The 22,193-nt window shown below is 44.6% G+C and carries 15 protein-coding genes; 8 read left to right on the forward strand and 7 right to left on the reverse strand.

What is annotated here, in order from left to right:
- Positions 1–22 precede the first annotated feature (22 nt).
- From RT084_RS08465 to ahpF, 5 genes are all read right to left on the reverse strand, one after another.
- Positions 23–1,126 carry a 4-phosphoerythronate dehydrogenase gene (locus RT084_RS08465; RefSeq protein ID WP_203171529.1) on the reverse strand — a complete coding sequence of 368 codons (1,104 nt, stop codon included), beginning with the start codon at positions 1,124–1,126 and terminating at the stop codon, positions 23–25.
- 118 nt (positions 1,127–1,244) lie between these two features.
- Positions 1,245–4,193, reverse strand: a complete 2,949-nt coding sequence (locus RT084_RS08470) for a hypothetical protein (RefSeq protein ID WP_313099209.1) — start codon at positions 4,191–4,193, stop codon at positions 1,245–1,247.
- Positions 4,120–4,317 carry a hypothetical protein gene (locus tag RT084_RS08475; protein WP_219330874.1) on the reverse strand — a complete coding sequence of 66 codons (198 nt, stop codon included), beginning with the start codon at positions 4,315–4,317 and terminating at the stop codon, positions 4,120–4,122. The genes RT084_RS08470 and RT084_RS08475 overlap by 74 nt, the downstream gene beginning before the upstream one ends.
- 41 nt (positions 4,318–4,358) lie before the next feature.
- Positions 4,359–5,261, reverse strand: a complete 903-nt coding sequence (locus tag RT084_RS08480) for a 3-hydroxyacyl-CoA dehydrogenase (RefSeq protein ID WP_159675963.1) — start codon at positions 5,259–5,261, stop codon at positions 4,359–4,361.
- A gap of 207 nt (positions 5,262–5,468) precedes the next feature.
- Positions 5,469–7,052, reverse strand: a complete 1,584-nt coding sequence (ahpF, locus tag RT084_RS08485; protein WP_313099217.1) for an alkyl hydroperoxide reductase subunit F — start codon at positions 7,050–7,052, stop codon at positions 5,469–5,471.
- Between the two features lie 338 nt (positions 7,053–7,390).
- On the opposite strand from ahpF, the gene RT084_RS08490 reads away from it, so the two are divergent.
- Complete coding sequence (locus RT084_RS08490) at positions 7,391–7,615, forward strand: HP1242/YdcH family protein (protein WP_007116424.1); 225 nt, start codon at positions 7,391–7,393, stop codon at positions 7,613–7,615.
- 153 nt (positions 7,616–7,768) lie between these two features.
- Here RT084_RS08490 and cytX read toward each other — a convergent pair whose 3' ends face one another.
- A complete protein-coding gene (cytX, locus tag RT084_RS08495; RefSeq protein ID WP_313099221.1) occupies positions 7,769–8,968 on the reverse strand; it encodes a putative hydroxymethylpyrimidine transporter CytX in 1,200 nt (399 codons plus the stop codon).
- Between the two features lie 138 nt (positions 8,969–9,106).
- Positions 9,107–9,673 (reverse strand): alkyl hydroperoxide reductase subunit C, encoded by a 567-nt coding sequence (gene ahpC, locus RT084_RS08500; protein ID WP_050323971.1) that lies wholly within the window; start codon positions 9,671–9,673, stop codon positions 9,107–9,109.
- Between the two features lie 571 nt (positions 9,674–10,244).
- Here ahpC and RT084_RS08505 point away from each other — a divergent pair.
- The 7 genes from RT084_RS08505 (at position 10,245) to phaC (ending at position 22,088) form a co-directional block, all read left to right on the forward strand.
- Positions 10,245–11,210 carry a hydrogen peroxide-inducible genes activator gene (locus RT084_RS08505; protein ID WP_313099224.1) on the forward strand — a complete coding sequence of 322 codons (966 nt, stop codon included), beginning with the start codon at positions 10,245–10,247 and terminating at the stop codon, positions 11,208–11,210.
- Between the two features lie 6 nt (positions 11,211–11,216).
- Positions 11,217–12,740, forward strand: a complete 1,524-nt coding sequence (locus tag RT084_RS08510; protein ID WP_313099227.1) for an exonuclease SbcCD subunit D C-terminal domain-containing protein — start codon at positions 11,217–11,219, stop codon at positions 12,738–12,740.
- On the forward strand, positions 12,737–16,522 hold the full coding sequence (locus RT084_RS08515; RefSeq protein WP_312385690.1) for an AAA family ATPase: 3,786 nt from the start codon (positions 12,737–12,739) through the stop codon (positions 16,520–16,522). The genes RT084_RS08510 and RT084_RS08515 overlap by 4 nt, the downstream gene beginning before the upstream one ends.
- 201 nt (positions 16,523–16,723) lie before the next feature.
- Positions 16,724–17,638 carry a bifunctional enoyl-CoA hydratase/phosphate acetyltransferase gene (locus RT084_RS08520; protein ID WP_312385689.1) on the forward strand — a complete coding sequence of 305 codons (915 nt, stop codon included), beginning with the start codon at positions 16,724–16,726 and terminating at the stop codon, positions 17,636–17,638.
- Between the two features lie 40 nt (positions 17,639–17,678).
- On the forward strand, positions 17,679–18,908 hold the full coding sequence (locus tag RT084_RS08525) for an acetate/propionate family kinase (protein ID WP_312385687.1): 1,230 nt from the start codon (positions 17,679–17,681) through the stop codon (positions 18,906–18,908).
- Positions 18,909–19,219: 311 nt separating this feature from the next.
- The gene (locus tag RT084_RS08530) at positions 19,220–19,816 is read left to right on the forward strand and encodes a phasin family protein (RefSeq protein ID WP_007116432.1); all 597 of its coding nucleotides are present in this window, start codon (positions 19,220–19,222) and stop codon (positions 19,814–19,816) included.
- 199 nt (positions 19,817–20,015) lie between these two features.
- Entirely contained in the window at positions 20,016–22,088 is a 2,073-nt protein-coding gene (gene phaC, locus RT084_RS08535; RefSeq protein WP_312385686.1) for a class I poly(R)-hydroxyalkanoic acid synthase, read from the forward strand.
- The last annotated feature ends 105 nt before the right edge of the window (positions 22,089–22,193 follow it).

Here is a 22,193-nt window from a genome sequence, read left to right on the forward strand (position 1 = left end):
TATGTCATGGTGAACATTTTTATCAAATTTTAAACACGTATGATTGCCACTCACGGCGCAGCGGGTAGTTTTTACGCAGGTTATCAAAGTCTTTGCCTTCAATATCACCGTTTGCGTTTGCCACACTACGTAAACGCTTGTCATCGGCTTTGATATCATACATCACAGGAATTTTATTGAGCAGTTGATGGCGCTCGTGGTCTTTGAGTGGGTTATGCACTTTTTGAAACAGCGGCACTTCAGCTGGCATCAAGGTATGAAAATCAACCGTTGGGGCAACCTGTAAATATTTGCATAAGGCATTATAGACAAACTGTGTGCCCCTAAGTTTGCCTTCTAGGGTATAACCTGCGATATGCGGGGTGACGATACTACAGGCTTTGAGCAGCTCTGCATCGATATTGGGCTCGTGTTCAAACACATCGAGTACACACACATTCGGGCTTGCGACAATATCATCACGACCGAGGACTGCACCGCGCGAGGTATTGATGATGATGGCAGTGTCGGATACGGTTTGCCAACGCGCTTGGGTCATCAGATAGTCGTGATGGGTGGGATATGAGCTGTTGTGCGCATGCGTCAGCGGTACGTGAAAGCTAATCACATTGCTTTCTTGCAGCACAGTTTCAAGTTTGGCGTTGTTCACCACCGACGGTGGTTTGAGTGGGTCATAGCCCAGCACATTCCAGCCATAGGAAATCGCATATTGCGCTAGCGTATTACCGATATTGCCCACCCCAATAATGCCAAGGTTGATGGGTTTGAATAAATAATCAGGGCGCAAATTGGCAATCGCTGCCACCACATATTGTGCAACCGAATGCTTACTACAGCCAGCGGCATGGGCAAAAATGATACCGCGCTTGGCGAGGTACTCCACATCGACATGGTCGATGCCGATGGTGGCACTACCGACAAATTTGACGCTTTTATTGTTGTCTAATAACAGCTTGTTGACAGGCGTGACGGAACGTACCAGCAAAATATCAGGCTGATACTCATCTATCACAGCCGCGTCAATCTCACGCCCTGCCATCGCAATCAATTCGATGGGTCGCCCTAAAGTGTGTTCATTAAAAAAATCGCTTAAATGAGCAATATTGCCATCAGCAATAATTTTCATATTGTATCCCTATCTTTCTTTTTGTTGTCATAATCCAACTTACAGACCGTTAGCATAACAAATTTTTATGACCTTTTGATGTGTATGCTGACTTTTTTCAAATAAAAATTGGGCAAATTTATCGCATTATTTTGACCAGTATCACCAAGATGATCAAAACAAGCATCCCACCGAGAGCAATCACCAGGAGTTTTTTATCTTTTGCTGTATCTTTGGTGGATAATTGGGTTTGTAAGCGCAGCTTGTCATTCATGAGTTGCTGCGTCAATTCATTGGATAGTGAGGCTGGTGGCGGCGCTTTTGGTGTCTGGGCTACCTGTGATGTTGACTCTATCGATGGCTGTAAAGTTGGCTTCACATCAGCAAGTTTTTGCCCAGTCGTTTGTTGAATAGTGGCTTGTTGAATAGTCGCTTGTTGCATACTGCCCTGTTGCTTAGCAGTAGCTGACATGGGGTTTTCTAGCTTGTCTGACAACACGATAGCTGAACTTTGTTGTCGGCTAGGTGCTCGATTGGATGCTCGATTGGGTTTAAATTTTGGCCATAGCCGCTTTTGGGTTGCGGCATCGGTGCTATCCTGTGCGTATTTTTGCTGCCAGTGGATATAGGGAAGTAAATCATAATCTTGCCCAAATTGCTCATAAGCCAAGCTTAGCCAGTAATGATAATAGGCTTTATCCCATAATTGGCTAGGCAATACCATAATTTCGCCCTGCTCGGCTTTATTTTGGTAAGCAGTAGTATGAATGATAATGGGCACTATGCTGTTTGATAACATGCCATTGGGCAAATGACGCCGCCAAATCCAACTGGTAGTTATCCGATAGTTTGTCGCTGCGATACTGGCTGGATAAGCCAAATTAAACACCCTAGATGTGTCGTCTTGGCAATGTAATTGATAAAACGCCACGTCGGGCGCAGCATTTGGCGGCTGATTGACTGTGCCAATCGCATCCATTAATTGACTTGCCTTGGCTTGCAAATCTTCTACCCTTGCTTGCCCGCTTGCATCAAACAAAATGTCAGCACAACTCACCCGATGGTTGGCAAAAGGCGTGTCTCGTTCCTCTTCTGACATAGGCTCGGTTAACGCCGCATCAGATTTTATCACAACACCCCACACCACTTTGCCATAGCGATATAAATCCTCAGTCGCTTCTACTTGCCGATATAGTTCATCTTTAATCAAGTTATCACTGACGTATACCTGCAAATAGCTTTGTTCATGGTGGCTGGCTTGCAAAATATGTTTGGCCAAATCAAACCTGAGCCAATCAATGCTGCTATAGTCAAAATCTGCAATATTCACATTGGTTTGATTATCAAGTACCGGCAATAGCGCAAAATCAAAATGCGTCACTAGCTGCGCGTTTTGTTGCTGGATACGCTGGTCTTTGGGCGGTAATACCCAGCTATCAAGTTGATTGACATAGGCATCTTGCCACAGCGTTTTAACCGCGGTATTTTGTGTTGAAGGTGTGCTTAGCAGTGCTTGGTAAAAGTGCGTGGTTAACGCGGTTATCTGTTCCGAGGTAAGCGCTGTTTGTGCGCCGTTTTGATGACTGACTAACGGATAAATTTTTAGACTGTGCCAATCATTCGCGGACTGATACGGCAACACAAGCTGCAACTGTAAGCGAGGGTTTTCATACACCCATATCTCAATCACGATCCCTTCAGTGCGCCCCATCGGCAAATTGGTATAGCTATCAAAACAGCCAACGATTATGGTGGCTAATTGTGGATTTTGATGCAGCGTTTGGTAGAGGCTATCAATCAGCGTGTCTGTATCTGTTTCTATGTTTGTGTTTTTGTCTATGTCTGTATCTAAATCCGTATCACTAAGTGATAACAGCGCAATATTTGATGGATTAAATGCGGTTAATTCACCCCCTGTATTGTCGCTGCTATGGGCTTGATACACACAAGGTAAAATCGGCTCACCTTGTGATAGCCTTGATAGCACAGACGCCACCAACGCACCCGCCGCCTGCATGGCTGACGTCCAAGGCGCTGGCAAGTCAGCGGTAGCGCTCACAGCGTCTTGATAAGGATAAACCGCTAGGTGACCTGCATTTTGCCGTTGCAAAATATCCGCAAACTCAGCAGCGGTGGTCGGAAAATTCCTAGCAAGTCCAAATAACCGATTGGTCACTACCAGCACCGGTGTGCGATAGCAGTCCTCAAACAGCAGCACAAAACTATGCTCAAGGCATTCAGCAAACGTCTCGCCCAAGCTGTCATACATCTGCGCAAAAGATACCCAGCGCACGGGCGCATTGGCCAAGCGACTGCTCGTCACGCCAATATAAAACCCCAGCAAATAGCAAAATGCTTGACGTGAGGCATCTTGCAAAAAGTCCAGATAATCCGCTTGCGTAAACCCAAACGCCTGCTGGATAGCCGATAATGCCTCATCAATTTGCACCAAACTATCACGACTATTATCAAAATTCACCGCTGCCAGATAGGTGGAAAATGCGATAGTGGCGTCCTGTAGTTTGCCTGTTTTCACTTTTGCCAAATAGCCCTGACACACCGCCTCAGGCGATTGCAATAAGTTGACTTGCGATTGCTGATAGAGGGTCTGCGTCATCTGGGCAATAAACTGTGGCAACACATCTTTACCCTGCAGCAAATCTGGTAATAGCTTAAGCGGTTGGCAATAGACTTTGTGCCCGATACGCGCCGTGAGTGACGCGTAAAAATTGGCAGGTAACTGTGACTGGGCGGGGTACTTATTTTGCCGTGCCAGTTGTGCTGACATCCTGTCATAGTCATACCAAGCAATCGCTTGCCCGGTGGTTTTGGCTAAATAGTCTGCAATATAAGCGGCGAGCGCTACTATAAGTGCTTGCCCGCTTTGGTGTGCCAATAATTGTGGCAATTGAATGTGGCGTTTTGCCATTGCTGCAAAAAACCGACTGAGTTGTTGTAGGCTGTTGGCTGAATAATCAAAGTCAATCTTTTGCAAGTTTTCCCAAAACAGTATCTCAAACGGCGGTGTCTGCTTGGTCTGCAAATAATATAATAAGGTGTTGACTTGTTGGGCGGTGGTCGGCTTCATCGGGGATTTTTGGCAACAATTTTTTATCATTTTGGGGTAAATTGTTGGCTTTGGCAAGTGCTAGCCGTGGCTGCTGCCGCAATAAAAAAACAAAGCCCATTTTGGGTGAATAGGCTTTTGTCATCTACTGACTTTTAAATACTGACTTTTAAACTTTTTTGAGGCTTATTTTAAAAAATCAGGGTCTTTATAAGCCGGGTTTGGATAATCATAAAAACCCTTCCCCACTTCAAACCCTGTGCGACCTTTATCGATCAGTTCGGTTTGCAGTTTTTGGATAAACCGCTCGGCAGTTTTTGAGCCTGTTTTAGCTTTTTGCTGGCTGATATTAACAATGGTATTAACCCCTACGATATCCATCATGGCAAACGGTCCCATCGGTGCGCCTGTGCCAATCATCCAAGTTTTATCAACGGTCTGGGGATCGGCAATGTCATTGGCATACAAGTGCATACCGGCATTTAAAAAAGGCACTAATAGGGTATTTAAGATATAGCCAGGCTGTTCTTTATTGAGTGGTAACGCCACCATGCCAATGGCTTTGGCATAAGCAACAATGCTGTCAAATACCGCAGGGTCGGTATGCGCTGAGCCCATGACTTCTGCGGTGTTGTTCACCCAGATACGGTTGGCAAAGTGTAACGCCAAAAATTTATCGGGGCGACCTGTAGCCTCGACCATTTGGCTAGGAATCAACGTTGAGCTGTTACTGGCAAAAATCGTGTGGCTAGGGGCTACCTTTGCCAGGGCCTTATAAAATTCATTTTTGATATCGAGGACTTCTGGTAAGGCTTCGATCACCAAATCAGCCTGTGCCACTGCTTCGCCTAAGTCAGTCACATAGCGAATCGCATGGGTGATTACTTGGGCTTGTACTGGGCTTTTGTCATAGAATTTGGCGTAGATGGGCATGAGTTTTGCGATGCGCTCTTTGACCTTTTCGGGTTCTTTATCAAAGATTGTGACGTTAAAGCCAAAAAAGGCGTTTTGCATGGCGATTTGAGAACCCAGTACGCCGCCGCCGGCTACCGTGACCTGCTTGATGAATGAAGTATTTGCTGTTGTCATGATTTATTCCTTTAAATCGCTATTATTTAAATCGCTATTAATAGTTTGCAAGTTATTGTAGCGGATTTTGGGTAGTATGCCTACCGCGCCAATATAGACTGACAAGGCAACACCATGTTAGCCGCCAAAAAAAGTTAGCCACCAAAAAAAAGCCAAACTATGAGGTTTGGCTTTTTTTGAAAAATAACTAAAAAAAAAGGTGAAAAATTATTGCAACATAAGGTATTCAAACGCACTGAGTGCCGCTTTACTACCTTCGCCCATCGCAATATTAATTTGCTTAAACGGTACGGTAGTGACATCACCACAGGCAAAAATTCCGGGTTTGTTGGTTTGGCATTTCTCATTGATTTCAATTTCACCAAATTTGGTCACCTGTACCAAATCTTTGACCACTTCCGAGTTTGGCACCAGTCCGATTTGCACAAAGATAGCAGATAATGGCAATTCTTTGTTTTCACCGGTGGTACGGTCTTGGTAAATTAGCGAACTGACTTTACCATCAGTTGCTTTAATCTCTTGGCTCGCTACACTTGTCATGATATCGATATTATCGCGCTCTTTGGCTTTATTAATCAATACTTGGTCTGCTTTGAGCGTGTCAGCAAATTCTAACACTGTCACGTGTTTGACAATGCCTGCCAAGTCAATTGCCGCTTCAATCCCTGAGTTACCGCCGCCCACAACTGCCACGTCTTTGCCTTTAAAGAACGGACCATCACAGTGCGGACAATACGCAACGCCACTACCGATATTTTCGTCTTCACCTTTGATATTAAGCTTACGCCATTTTGCACCTGTCGCTACGATAATCGCACGAGTGGCGAAACTTTCACCGGTATTAAGCGTAATTTGGTAGGTTAGCTTATCCTCGCCTTGCTCATTCATTTGTGCAGAATTTTCGGTGATGGATGTCACGCTTACCATTTCTTTGACCGTGATACTATAAGCGGTAATATGTTTGACAAAATTGGCAGATAATTCATTACCATTGGTCAATGGGATTGAAATCAAGTTTTCGATATCTTGGGTATCTTTCACTTGCCCACCGATACGATCAGCCACCATGGTGACTTTTAAGCCTTTACGTGCCACATAAATGGCTGCCGCCACGCCCGCAGGTCCGCCACCGATGATGGTCACATCTTGCTGCTCAAGCTGTTCGGCTGCTGCTGCAGCACTCATCAAATCTGGATATTGCTGTTGCAGTTTCTCGATGAGTTTGGCAGTGTCAATTTTACCATTGGCAAAAGGTTTGCCATTTAAATATACCGCAGGTACGCCTTGGATATTGCGCTCGTTAATCATGTTTTGGAACACACCACCATCAATCATTTCATTGCTGATGTTGTCATTGAGTAACGCAAATTGGTTTAGCGCTTGCACCACGTCAGGACAGTTGTGGCAAGACAACGAGACGAAAGTTTCAAATTTTAGCGGTTGTTTAATCGCCTTAATGATATTTTGAATACCTGGGTCAAGTTTGAGCTCACTGCCACCTGATTGTAAAATAGCCAAAATCAATGAGGTAAACTCGTGACCACCTGGAATACCACTAAAAATGATGCCCGTATCTTTGTCTTGGCTACGGATTTTAAAACTCATCGCTGATAGATTGGCATCGAATTGTTGACTCAAACGAATCTTGTCAGTAGTGCCTGCAATTTGGGTCAAAAAATCCACCAGTTCAGCGCGCTGTTCATGTTCACCCTCACCCAACACAAACTCAATCGGGCGAGTCATACGTTCGCTATAACTTTTCACTGCATCTAATAAACCTTGATCTAACATGGTATTTTCCTTCTAGTTATTGGGTAAGTCATTTTGTTAACCTTATTATTGTGATTTTTGTGGGCTTTGACAATCTAAGAAAGTTGATAGCTATGTTTTAAAAAACAAAACGTTTATTATCTTATACAACAAAATATTAATACATAAATTACTTCAGTCCATTAATGGTGTAACTTTTGCCCCCTCACCAATTGTTACCGATTAGCGTATAGTCAACCATGCGATTTTTAGTTACAATGCTAATAAGACAAATGCAATATATTAACTCAATCAAATTTGTCTTATGTGTTGACCCCTTTGCATTATTTTTCACATACAACCAAAAAAAGGAAAGGACTATGTTTCCAGAACATCGCGAACTTATTAGCAAACTAAAAACTTCTGATAAACACTTTGAAAAATTATTTGATAAACACAACGAATTAGATGCTCAAATCATTAACCTAGAAAAAGATCCTGTTGCAGCAGGCAGCCGTGACGACGAAATTGAAGCATTAAAAAAACAAAAACTGCAATTAAAAGATGAAATCTACAAAATCTTAGAAGACAATAAAAATAAATAAGTTCTAAGCTAAATTCGATTTTTTGATTAAAGCCCTGTTCGTTGTGACAGGGCTTTTGCTATTGATAGCGAGTGTAAGGCTTAAATCAACCAATTAACCCTACTTTAAGAAAATTGGACTGTAAAAAAATTGGTTTAAGCGTGGCGGACGGCATTATTTTTTTGTGAATACATTAACCAAGAAGCATAATAGCATTGTCACCATAATCACCGGCAAGGTATTCCCGATATCGAGTGGATGGGCAAGCCAATAACGATACAAGCAAAAACCAATCGCCCAGACAATCAAATTTTTGACATTAAAACGCTGTTTGATACCACTATTTTTTAAAATAAAAAAGTCCACAATTTGAATGGCTGCCATTGGCGCAAACACCGAGCCTAAAAAGTATAAAAATTCAGTGATATCATCCATGGGAAACAGCATCGCTGCGATGGCACAGATGAGGGTAATGCCAATTGCCAAGCCTTTTTCTGGGAGTTTTTGCCACAGCGAGACACCCGACACGCCTGCCGAGTACGCATCCAAAAATGTGGTTGTCACCGTCGCGAGCACAATCAACAATAACCCTGTCACGCCCAATCCAAGCTGTAATAGCATTTGGGCAAAATCCGACGTTTGGGTATACAATGCCATGCCCAGTCCAATCGCATACATCCACGCACTCATCACCCCATAGCTCACGGTGCTCACAAGCGTCGCTTGCAAAGGTTTTTGCGTATGGCGAGTATAATCACTCACCAGTGGCAACCATGATAATGGCATAATGACCGCGAGCTCCACCGCTGCCCCAAAGCTCATCGCTGCTGCCACGTCTTTTGTCGCTGCCACATCCCCAGCGCCTAACTTAAATAATTTAAACGACAAAATAAGCGTTAACATAAATAACCCAGCTACCGCCAACGCATTGATTTTGCCAAAGAAGCGGTTGCCCATCCACAGCCACAACACAATCAGCGCACCAATCACGCCACACCATGCCGCTTGTCCGATAGCCCAAATCCCATTGACCGCCAATGCCCCATCATAAATCATGATGGCTGTCCAGCCGACCAACTGCACAACATTTAGCAAAGCAAAAAGCATCCCACCTTGAAAACCAAAACTACCCTTCACCGTTTCCATGGCGCTTTTGCGTTGGGTTGCCCCAATATAGCCGACTAAAAAAAATAGCACGCCGCCTATCATATGCCCAATGACGATGGCTAACAAGCCACGCTCCCACCCCAATGGCGCAAGGTAGGTGCCCGTCAAAATCTCAGCGATTGACACCGCTGCCCCTGCCCAAAGCAAGGCATAATGGCTACTTGTGGTCTGACTGCCAGTTTGGTGAGTGGTTTGTGCGCTATCCATGGTTATTTTCTCAAGCTTCAAAGAAGCTGATTTTATCATTGTTAACAACAGTAGTTGAATAAAAAAACCCCAAATCTTTCAATTTGAGGTTTTTAACTTTATCTAATTGTCAGTCAATAAAACATTAGACTATCAAGATTAGATTTTACCCACTAAATCTAGGCTTGGTTTTAAGGTTTCTTTACCTTTTTCCCAGGCCGCTGGACATACTTCACCGTCGTTGTCACGCACGTATTGAGCGGCTTGGATTTTACGGATTAAGTCTTTGGCAGAACGACCGATACCTAAGTCATGAATTTCTGCCACTTTGATTTTACCGTCTGGGTCTACCAAGAAAGTACCACGAAGCGCAGCGTTGTCTTCTTCAATCATCACGTTGAAGCCGCGAGTGATTTTACCAGTACCATCGCCAAGCATTGGGTATTTTACTTTAGCGATTGCAGGTGACGCATCTGCCCATGCTTTGTGTACAAAATGGGTGTCTGTCGATACCGCATAAACTTCCGCGCCTAATGCTTTGATTTCTTCGTAATGGTCTGCCATGTCTTCAAGTTCAGTTGGGCAAACAAAGGTAAAGTCATGTGGGTAGAAGAAAAACACTGCCCATTTGCCTTTAACGTCATCAGATGAGATTTCTTTGAATTCACCATTCACAAATGCTTGGGTTTTGAATTCTGGAATGGTTTGGTTGATAATTGCAGCCATGGATTTTTCCTTATATAAGCTATTGTTGTGGTTAAAAATTTAGCAACATCACCAATTGACAAAGCCAAATCAGTGAGTGCTATATTGATAACACAAATTTGATGTCATTGGCAACCTAGCTTTTTAGGCTTCTAGCTTGTTAGGCTATAGTCGGTTGCTGTTTTTTAATCATCAAACGTTGTTATCGATGGGTCTATCTTAGTACAATTTAAGATTCAGTCTAGTTTAAAGTTTTTAATTTATTGATTAATTTTTTAAATTAACCTTGATAGTTTTGCCTTATAGTTTCAATCTTTAGGCTATCTTGTAATTATTTTGAAAGACTCGATAATGAATTCAATACCAAAACCAAATTAATGATAGATTAAAAAATATTCCACTCGTAAAAGCACACAAAAATGGTAAACTAAATTTGAAATGATTCGGTTGATTGAAGTTTTTAGCATGCATCTTTTGCGTGTTGTTTGCTAGGGTAGCCGTCAGTTTTTTTACCTTTTTATCTTTTTATTTATCTTTAACTAAAACGCGTTAGCGAAAATTTTACGCTATTTTAAAGGTTAAAATTCAAACCATGATTACATTACGACAATTAGAATTTGCATTGGCAGTTGCCAAATACAAGCATTTTAAACGGGCAGCAGAAGAGTGTAATATCTCACAATCTGCGTTAAGCTTAGGGATTGCAGAGCTGGAAAAGCAGCTTGATACCCAAATTTTTGAGCGTAACAACAAACAAGTGCTAATCACCCCGATTGGGGAGGAAATTCTTGAGCGAGCCACGCGGATATTTGCCGAAGTCAATGATTTGGTGACCCGCGCCCAGACGCACCAAACCCCGCTCGCCTATCCGATGACGATTGGTATTATCCCAACCATTGCGCCGTTTTTGCTGCCCAAGGTATTGCCGCTACTGCGCCAACAATTCCCACAGTTTCAGCTCAATGTGGTAGAAGAACAAACCGAGCGACTGCTTGAAAAAGTCCGTTATGGCGCGATTGATACCGCCATTATTGCGCTGCCTTATAATACTGACGGCATGTTATCATTTGAGTTTTGGTCAGAAAAGTTTTTGGCGGTATTTGCTAAAGACAGTAAACATGCCAACTTACCCAGCATCAATGCTGACGAATTAGCCAATAGTAACTTGATGCTGCTAGGCGAAGGGCATTGTTTGACCGATCATGCGCTATCGGTATGTCACCTCGACAAAAGCCGCGTCAAACACGCCTTTAGTGAAGCAAGCCTGCATACGTTAATTCAAATGGCTATCAGCGGTATGGGCACCACACTAGTGCCGCAAATGGCAGCTGGGCAAGTGCGCCAGCAGACTGACAATGTGTCGTTAGTGCCGCTCAATGAAGCCGGTCCGCATCGCCGCTTGGCGTTTGTCACCCGTCTCAACTATGCGCGGGTCGATGATGTTAATCTATTAGGTCGCTTGTTTGCCCAAGGGTTACACGATAGTGAATTGGCGTCTGCGCCAGCCATCGCAGACTCTGAGTCCATGACTTCAGCGAACCCCGCCACAGAGGCATAATTTTTTATGCTCACTTTATTACATACATCAGATTGGCATTTGGGGCGTAGGCTTTATGGTAAGCCACGCTACGATGAATTTAAGCAGTTTTTAGACTGGCAGCTACAGACGCTGCGTGAGCAAAAAGTCGATGTGCTACTGATTGCAGGGGATATTTTTGATACCACCGCGCCCAGCAACCAAGCGCAAAATTTATATTATGATTTTTTAAGTCAAGTTTGCCATACCGATTGCCGCCATGTGATTATCGTAGCGGGCAACCATGATTCAGCCAGTTTTTTGGAGGCGCCCAAACAGCTACTCAAAGCCTTTAACATCCATATCATCGGTAGTATGACAGATACGCCGACTGACGAAGTGATTACGTTATTGGATAAATCAGGGCAACCTGAGCTCATTGTCATGGCAGTGCCCTACTTGCGTGACCGTGATGTGCGAACCGTCGGGCATGGCGAACGATTGGATGATAAAGAACGCAAACTTGCCCAAGGCATCAAAGCCCATTATGCACAGATTGCCGATATTGCCATTGCGCAACAAGCGCAGCTGCAAGCCAAATATAAGCGTACCATCCCGATTGTGGCAACGGGGCATTTATTTACTGTGGGCGGGCAAACGATGGAAGGCGATGGGGTGCGTGATTTGTATGTCGGCTCACTCGGTAGTATCGGTGCCGAGATTTTTCACCCACAGATTGACTATGTGGCGCTTGGGCATTTACATATTCCGCAAGTGGTTGGCGGACAACCACACATCCGTTACGCTGGCTCACCCATTGCCATGGGTTTTGGTGAAAGTCGCCAGCAAAAACAAGTGCATTTGCTGCGATTTGATGCCAAGCCTGACTTACTGTCTCAGCCATTACAGACTTTAACCATTCAAAAAAAACCGCTTGTCTCTGCGCCAACCCCTGTCAAAAAACGCAAAAGTGTGAGCCATGCGTCGATGGATTTATTTGCGGATGAAGAGTTGCCTGAACCATCCATGCTTGGCGCGATAAATGCAGAAACTGGGATTAACGCAGAGGTTGATGCTCAAGCGAGCCATAAAGCAGGATATGATACACCCAGTTATCATCTAAGTGGGCAACTTAGTGGACAGCCTTACAATATAGCCAAGCTTAGCGATACTACCCTCCTGCAATCACTGCCTGTTCCTGTGTTCCAACCCATCCAAACGCTCAAAGGTGATTGGCAAACCATCAAAACTAGCTTACACAGCCTAAAAAATTCCCAACAATCAGTTTGGCTTGAAGTGGTGTATGATGGGCAAGAAGTCGTGGGTGATTTATCAGAAAAAATTGCAGAACTGGTTAAAGACTCTAGGCTTGAAGTACTACGCATCAAAAATCAGCAAAAACGCGATCAGGTGATGCAAAGCCAGCGCATGGATGAGTCACTTGAAGAGTTAAACCCAACACAAGTATTTGAACGCTGCCTAATTGCCCATCAAGTGCTAGAAGAGCAAAAACCCATGTTATGGTCAAGATATACTGAAGTGCTTGAAAGTTTGCAAGGGGGGCAGCAATGAGAATCTTAAAGCTTCGCTTTCAAAACCTTAATTCATTGCAAGGCGAATGGGAAATTGACTTTCGCCATGCCGCGTATGCCGATGAAGGTATTTTTGCCATCACAGGCTCGACAGGTGCGGGCAAAAGCACCATTTTAGATGCCATTTGTCTTGCCTTATATGGTGCGACGCCACGCTTGGGCGAGATTACCCAAAGCAAAAATGACCTCATGTCACGCCATACCGGCGAATGTTTGAGTGAAGTGATTTTTGCCACCAAAAATGGCATTTATCGCTGTACTTGGCTACAAAAGCGCGCCAGAAAAAACCCCGAAGGCAATTTGCAATCGCCGACGCATGAAATCGCCCCTTTTACCGATGACGCTACAAATTTACCACCGCTTGAAACCCAAACCAGAAAAACTAGAAAACTGGTCGCTGAATTCACCGGCATGGATTTTGACCGTTTTACCCGTGCCATGCTACTAGCGCAAGGCAGTTTTGCCGCTTTTTTGCAAGCCAATAGCGATGAGCGCTCCAATCTGCTCGAAGAAATCACCGGCACTGAAATCTATGGCGATATCTCAAAAAAAGTACACGAGTTTAAAACCCAATCAGACGCTGAACTTAAGACGCTTACCGATCGCTTATCAGGCATGACGGTGTTATCTGATGAAGAAGTACACAGCCTAACCTCACAAAAAAACGCCCTGGTGGACATCGTTAATGAAACCAAAACCGCCATGACTAAAATCGAGTCTGATAAGCTATGGCGACAAAACCTTGACGCATACACGCACCAAATCCATAAGCTTAAGCATGAAGCACGCGACCTTGCCGAGCAAGAAAGCCAATTTGCCCCACAAAAAATCCAACTACAGCGCGCACTAAAAGCCCTTGAAGTGTCGGGTGATATTAAAAAACTTGATTATCAGCGCGATTTGTTGAGCACACAGCTCAGTGATCTTGCTAGTTATCAACACCGGCTACCCACCGCCGAACACCATTGCCAACTTGCTCAAAAAAACCAAGATGAGCGTCAAGCAAAAGCCCAGCAAACCGAAAACGACTGGCAACAAGCCCAACCGTTATTAAACCAAGTGCGCAAGCTTGACACTACCCTTGGGCAAAAAAATCAGTACGCCCAAGAGATTGCGCAGCAGTTGTCACAGCTTGGTGAGCAATTGGCGCATAATGCCCAAAGCATTGATAGTCAGCAGCAGCAGCTTGTTAGCCAGCAAACACAGCGTGAGCAGTTCATCCAAGCGCAGCAGCAAATCCCTGAGGCAACAACCTTGCCTCAAACATTGGCCTCCCTCACCCAACTACAGGAATCTAGCCAAGCACTCAGTGAACAAGCGCAGGCTTTAGTCAACGAACAGCAGCAGCTACAGGGTGATTTTCAGCACAATGAGCAGCAAGCCAGCGCTCTGCAATCACAGCTCACGCAATTGCAATCACAAATTTCTGAGCATCGACAAAACTTAGAGAGCCAAACCAGTCACTTACATCATCTGACACAAGGGCAGTCGGCAGCAGCATTGCGACAGCAGGTTGAAATTTATTGGCAAACCGACCAGCAGCTTGCCGCCATGCAAAGCGATGTGCAGACTTGGCAAACCAACCTACAACACTATCAACAATTTGTGCAGCAATTAGCCGATGGTCAAACTCAATTGGCTCAGATTGCTAGCCAACGACTAACTAGCGAGCAGCAGCAACAAGCCGCCGAGCAGACTGTCGAATTGTTAAACCGCAACTTGATTTTATTGGCAAAAATTCAAAATTTAACCGAGGAGCGCGATAGATTACGCCATGGCGAACCTTGCCCGCTGTGTGGCTCAACCGCACATCCTTTCGCCACCCATAAGCCCTACACGCCCGATGATACAGAGCAACAATTAGCGATTGCCAAACAACGGCTTGATGACATCAATTGCCGATTACAGCAGTTATTGCTTGAAGAGCATGCACTCACAAATAACCAGCAACAGCGCAATGAGCATTTACAGCACTTAGAGGCACACAACCAACGTTTATTAAATCAATTACAGCTTGCCAGCCAACACCTTATACATGCTCAACCTGTACAACAGGCAATTGAAGCATTACCGCCCGTTGCAGCCCCCAGCACCGATGACGATATAGACCACCAAGCCCTTCAAAGATTGGTGACGATAATTCAGGCTCAACAAACCAACAATCAGCAGTCTTTGGCAGCACTGCAAGATTCACTGACGCAAATCGAAGCCGTACAATCCGAGCAGCAGCAAACTCAGCAGCGATTAGCCTCATTGAGCGAGCAATACAATGACGTTTTGCAGCAACAAACCCTGCTACACAATCAGCAGCAACATCGCCAAGACAGAATCCGCGGTATTGATGCCCAGCAATTGGTTATCGCCGATAAGCAACATCAAGTAATACAGCGCATTGACAAGTTACTGATGCCTTTTGCAACGCGCGAACGCACTTTTAGCTTTGCTACCACACAGGATGTGAATGCCCAATTAAATCAGCATATCGATACCCTTGCGCAACTTTTACAGCACTATCAAGGATTAGAAACTAAGCTTAGCCATATCAATGACACCATCACAGGAATTGAGCAAGCGCTCACCCGATTGGTGGCAGATCAGCACCATTTAACCCAAAATCAACACCAAGCCCGTCAGCGACAGCAAGCGTTGGCGCAAGAGATTAGCGAGCTACAGGCGCAGCGATACGCCTTGTTTGGCGAACAAGCGGTAGACATCGTCTCTCACGCATTAGTCCAAGCAAAAAATCAGGCTTTGCAGGACTATCAAATCAGCCAAACCGCCTTTCATGAGCAGCTAAGTCAGCTGCAAATTTTGCAACAACAAATCGCATCTTTGACCACTAGCACTAACCATCTAAAAACTGCCCAGCAAACGCTACAAGACGACATCCAGCAGCGTTTTGCGACATTGGGTTTTGTGGATGAGGCGGATTATCGCGCTGCGGTGTTGGTCGATACCGAGCGGGAACGCTTACAACAGCTTGCCAATCAACTCCATGACAGCCAGCAGCGCAATCATAACCTACTGTCTGAAGCCAAACGCATACAGCAGCAGTTACTTGATCATCCCCAAACTGCGCTGTCAGTTGAGCAATTGCTCGATGCGCTTGGGCAATTGCAACAGCAATTTAGCGAGCAGCAAAAACAATTGGGCGCCGTTGAACAGCAGCTAGCAGCCAATGAAGCCCTTAAGCAAAACCAGCAGCAGCTATTAGATGCCATCAACCAACAGCGCAACCATACTGAAGAATGGAAGGTATTGCATCAGTTGATTGGTTCAAGGGATGGCAAACTATTCCGTAACTTTGCCCAAGGCTTGACCTTTAATATCATGGTTGCCCATGCCAATGAACAGCTCAAAAAAATGAGCGACCGTTATTTGTTGATAGCTGATAGCGAGCAGCCCTTGATGCTCAACGTGATGGACAATTACCAAGGCGGGCAAATCCGCACCAGCAAAAATCTATCAGGTGGTGAGAGTTTTATTATCAGCTTGTCGCTTGCATTGGGACTGTCAAATATGGCCAGTCACCGCATGCAAGTAGATTCGCTGTTTTTGGATGAAGGTTTTGGTACACTCGATGAAGAAGCACTCGATGTAGCGCTCGACACCCTAACCAACCTACAGCAATCGGGCAAGCTAATTGGCGTGATTTCCCATATTCAGGCGCTCAAAGATAGAATCAGCAGTCAAATCCAAGTAGTGCCGCAAACAGGGGGCATCAGTAAAATTATCGGTGCCGGTATTACCAAGATTAGTTGACTCAGGCTAGCTTTGGTTAAGCCAAATTAAGTTAAGATAAGCTAAGCTAATAAGTTAAGCGGCGCGGCAAACACACCGTAACAACCGATTCATCTTGCTGTCATGTCATTGGTTCATACTGTTTTATGTCAATCTATACCGCTCGCTTAATCAAAACCTAAGTGCTTAATGTTATTTATGTCAACTCATAAGGGCAACACGATGTTAACCAAACTTTCGCAGCTTTTAGCACAAGGGCGCTTTGTCTCCCCTGTCCCTGCCGTGGTGGTGCACCCTACTACCGATATCATCTTGCAATCTTGTATCCAAGCACATCAGCACCACATCATCACCCCGATTTTGGTCGGTCCAAAATACAAAATCGAAAAAGCCGCTACTGACGCCAATTTAGATATTTCAGGCTTTACGTTAGTGGATGCTGAGCATAGCCACGACGCGGTTGAAATCGCCGCAAAAATGGTTCGTGAACAGCAAGCCGACTTTATCATCAAAGGTTCAGTGCATACCGATGAGTTAATGGGTGTGCTGATCGATAAAACCCAAAACCTACGCACCGAGCGCCGTATGAGCCACGTGTGGTTAATGGAAAGTCCCACGTATCACAAGCTTTTGACCTTGACCGATTGTGCACTCAACGTGGTGCCAGATTTGCTGACCAAAAAAGACATTTTGCAAAATGCGATTGATTTTGCGCACGCGCTAGATATTGAGCAGCCTAAAGTAGCCATCTTGGCAGCGGTTGAAGAAGTCAAACCGCAAATGCAATCGACCATTGATGCCGCCGCGTTATGCAAAATGGCAGACCGGGGGCAAATCACCGGCGCCTTGCTTGATGGACCACTAGCATTTGACAATGCGATTAGCCAACATTCTGCGGATATCAAACATATCCACTCACCTGTCACGGGCGATGTCGATATTTTACTGGTACCTGACTTAGAAGCGGGCAATATGCTAGGTAAACAGTTAATTTATTTGGGCGAAGCCAAAGCCGCTGGTATTGTCATGGGTTCAAAAGTGCCGATTGTGTTGACCAGCCGTTCGGATGACGAACTCGACCGCCTGTATTCTATTGCCCTTGGCGCCTACGTTGCGCAAAAGCGTAAACAAGCTTGATGTTAATTCAGGTTACTTGAGATTAATTGAGATTACTAGCATGAACGATTCTGTCATGAGGCATATTGACTTAACTCACCCGATCGCGGTGACTTTCAACGTGGGTTCAGCGACTATCAAAATGGCGGCGTACGACACGGCTAAGGCAGTCGACTCATCCCCCCTTGCGTGGTCCCCCTTGTTTGATGTCAATATCAACCTAAAAACCAAAAACAAAGTCTGGCACTCCATGCCACAATCTTTGTCTGACTGGGAACCCCAAGATAGCCTGACAGACACCGCGGTAAGCCTGTTTACTCGTGTTAGACAGGCCTTTCCCGCGCGTGAGATTGTCTGTATCCACCGAGTGGTTCATGGTGGCAAACGCTATCATGTTCCTGTGGTGATCAACGAGACAGTGATGGCGCATTTGGTGGAGCTGTCACCGATTTGCCCGCTACATCAGCCTCCTGCCCTATCTGTGGTCAACGCGCTGCAAGCCATGGATAAAAAACTGGTGCACATCGCTGCCTTTGATACCGCCTTTCACTACCATCGCCCAGAGATTTGGTCTAGCTATGCGCTGCCAAAATCGCTGCGTGATCAAGGCGTGCGCTGTTATGGCTTTCATGGTTTATCGTATCAGGCGATTATGCGTAAACTTGAAACTTATCTCCCAAAGATTGCCAAAAAACGCTTAATCATCGCGCATTTGGGTAGTGGCTGTAGTATCACCGCGGTCGACAATGGCGAGTCGAAAGACAGTACCTTTGGCTTTAGTGGATTAGATGGCGTACCAATGGGTACCCGTCCGGGTCATTTGGATTCTGGGGTGATTTTATATATGGTCGAGCAAGGTTGGACGCTCGAGCAAATGAACCAATGCCTATATAAAGAGTCGGGTTTGCTTGGTTTATCTGAAATTAGCAATGACGTGCGTGATTTGCTCGCTAGCGATGACCCACGCGCCAAATTTGCATTGGCGTATTTTGCCACGCATGCCGCCAAAGAAATCGCAAGCCTGATGGTTAGTATGAAAGGCTGTGATGCGCTTATCTTTACCGCAGGTATAGGTGAACAGTCGGCAATTATCCGTCAGATGATTGTCGAACAACTCGATTTTTTAGGTTTTAGTTTGGATGCGGATAAAAATATCGATGGCCGTATTGACGTTCCGATTTTACGAATCAACTCAGACGATGACAAACAAATTTATGTCATCTTGACCGATGAACAGCTCGAATTAGCTTTATCACTTGAGCATACAATCACGATAGAAACCAATAATTAAGAGTGACAAACCTGTCAACTATTTTTAGGATGAATGGTAAGATATAACCGATTTTTATCGGTTACCGACTCTTACTGTCTAGTTGATTATATTATTACAAATATTAACATAAATGGCGATTGTTTTTTACTTTTAAGCTCCTCGCAAGGTTTAATTTAGCCATCTTTCATGATATTGTAATATCAAGCAAATAGACTATGCTTAAAGCTTATCACATTCATTTTAGTCATATTTTTGATTAGAAAATGTATCGCAACTTGGTATTCTTCAATACCCTTCTTGTTTTTTCTGGTAGCCTAATGAGGTCAATTATGAACAACGATTTTATGGATAAAATGAAAGATGGTTCACGTCAAATGTACGCACCATGGTCTCGCTTCAACCAAGCGATGTTACGAAATGCGGAAAAAATGACTGACTTTTCTTTAGAAACAATGCGCCATTACTCAGAAATGGGTCTTGAGCAACTTCGCAATGTTTCTTCTGTTGACTCTCCAGAAGCGGCTTCAAGCTTCAACCAAAAACAAACTGAGCTGCTCAACCAATTGGGTCAAAAAATGTTGTCAGATGCACAGCGTTTGACTGAGCTTGGCAATGAAATCCGTAATGAAGTCATGTCAGCGATGAATGAAATCTATAGCCAAAATGCATCCAGTATGCAAGATGCGATGCAAAGCGCTGCTAGCAACGCATCAAAAACGGCAGAAGACTTTAACCGCAAAGTGAACGAAAACATGCATAAAGCGGCAAACCAAATGTCAGAAGCGGTTAAACAAACCACCCAAAACATGAACAAAGCTGCGACTAACGTGACTGCTGCGGCAACCCGCACCACTAATGATGCAGCACAAACACAAAATAGCGAAGCGGCAAAACCTGCAGCAAAAACAACCCCTGCGGCAAAATAATTGGTTTGGTGCATCGTAGTCATTCTTAAGACTGTATCATTTATAAACCGCTATTTATGTTTTACCTGATAGATGAATAGCGGCTTATGAATCTATAAAAGTGGTGGATTAGACAGATGCCTAATCCACCATATTTTTAAGTAGACGTGCATATTCACAGCGAATTTTTATCAAGCACATTATAATAACGGGACTTATCATGGCAGACAATAAAGACACCCAATATCAAGGAACGAACGCTAACTCAGCCAATGACAACAGCCAAAGTTCAGACAACACCAATAACAACCCTTTTGGTTATAACCCATTCGCCAATTTTCCCTTTGGCAATAATGCTTTTGGTAACAATGCTTTTGGCATACCTCAAAATCCGCTGGATTTTTTGAGTAAAACCAATCCATTTGCTCACATGGCCTCTAGTATTCCACCTTACAATGCTGCGGTCGGTGAATTCTATAGCGAATTTTTTGGCAATATGACCAAACTGAGCCAACAGATTGCACAGCAATCGATGCGTGCCAACCAAGCGCCGCAGTATACCAATACTTCCATCATGATGGATTTAATGGATGGTTGGCGTAAAATGGGTCAGATGGTGACCAATCACCCAGGCACGATGGTTGAAGACCAATTGCAGTTGTTTAAAGACCAAATGCACTTGTGGCAAAACACACTGCAACAATTTGCCGGTAAGAAAATCGACCCAGTGGCAAGCCCGGAAAAAGGCGACAAACGGTTTAGTGATGAAGAATGGGAGGACAATCCTATTTTTAACTTCCTAAAACAGTATTATTTATTAACTACCCAAGCGATGATGGATGCGATTGATGGCGTTGAAGGTATTGATGAAAAAACCCGTCAACGTTTGGCTTTTTTTACCCGCCAATGGATCAATGCGGTGGCCCCAACCAACTTCTTATTGACCAACCCTGAAGTACTACGTTTGACCATCGAAAGTCGTGGTCAAAACCTGGTTCAAGGTATGAAGCAGTTGGCTGAGGACATGGGCAACAGCGCCGATACACTCAATATCCGTATGACTGACCAAAGCGCGTTCCGGGTGGGTGACAACATCGCCACCTCAAAAGGAAAAGTGGTATTTGAAAACCATATGATGCAGCTCATTCAGTACGAGCCTTCAACCGAAAAAGTAAAACAACGTCCGTTGTTGATGGTGCCACCATGGATCAACAAATTCTACATCATGGACTTACGTGAGAACAACTCGTTTGTGCGTTGGGCAGTCAATGAAGGTCATACGGTTTATGTCATCTCTTGGGCCAACCCAACGCCTGAGTACAAAAATGTTGGCATGAGCACTTACATGAAAGACGGTGTGCTTGCAGCGATGGACCAAATTGAAGCCATCACGGGTGAAAAAACCATCAATATCACAGGTTACTGTATTGGGGGTATGTTGACAGCATTGACGCTAGGCTATCTTGCCGCGACCAAGCAAGAAAGCCGCATTGCTAGTGCGACACTTTGGGCCACCATTATTGATTTCTCAGATCCAGGTGATATCGGCGTCTTTATCGATGACAAAATCGTTACTGCGATTGACAAGCAAAACGCCGACAAAGGTGTATTTGATGGGCGAATGATGGGCGTGTCATTTAGCCTACTCCGTGAGAACAGCCTATACTGGAACTACTATGTCCAAAACTACCTAAAAGGCGAGCGCCCTGTACCTTTTGACTTGTTATATTGGAACTCAGACTGTACCAACGTGACTGCTGCCCTGCACCATTTTTTACTGCGTGAGTTCTATATCAACAACTTGCTGCGTAAACCGGGTGGGGTTGAAATTGACGGCGTGAAAATTGACTTATCAAAAGTTAAAACTCCTGTGTTTATGGTGGCAACCTTGCAAGACCATATCGCAAAATGGAAAAGCTGTTACCCAGGTACGCAAGTATTTGGCGGTGAAAAAGTATTCGTGTTGGGTGAATCAGGCCATATTGCGGGTATCATGAACCCCCCAGGTAGTAAATATGGTTACTACACCAACGACAACTACACTGCAGACGCTGACCAATGGTACAAAGACGCCACCTATGTTAAAGATACCTGGTGGACAAGATGGCATGACTGGATCAAACCGTTTGAGGGCAACGAAATCAAGGCCCGTGTTGTCGGTCAAAATAGCCAAGGTAAAGAAATCCCAACCTATGGCGATGCCCCTGGAAGCTATGTCACGGTCAAAGCGACTGAAGCCTTAACCGGTCATAACTTTGCAGAAGCTTACCGTTTACAATTACCACCCGTATAATATATCGTTATCACACAACATCCCGTGATTACCTAGCCCATCACGGGATTTTTATAAAATAGCCAAATCGCCCATCAGCTACATAGATTTACTAGTCAAAAGTTG

The sequence above is a fragment of the Moraxella sp. CTOTU48717 genome (assembly GCF_032057165.1).
GTDB classification, from domain to species: Bacteria; Pseudomonadota; Gammaproteobacteria; order Pseudomonadales; family Moraxellaceae; genus Faucicola; species Faucicola tetraodonis.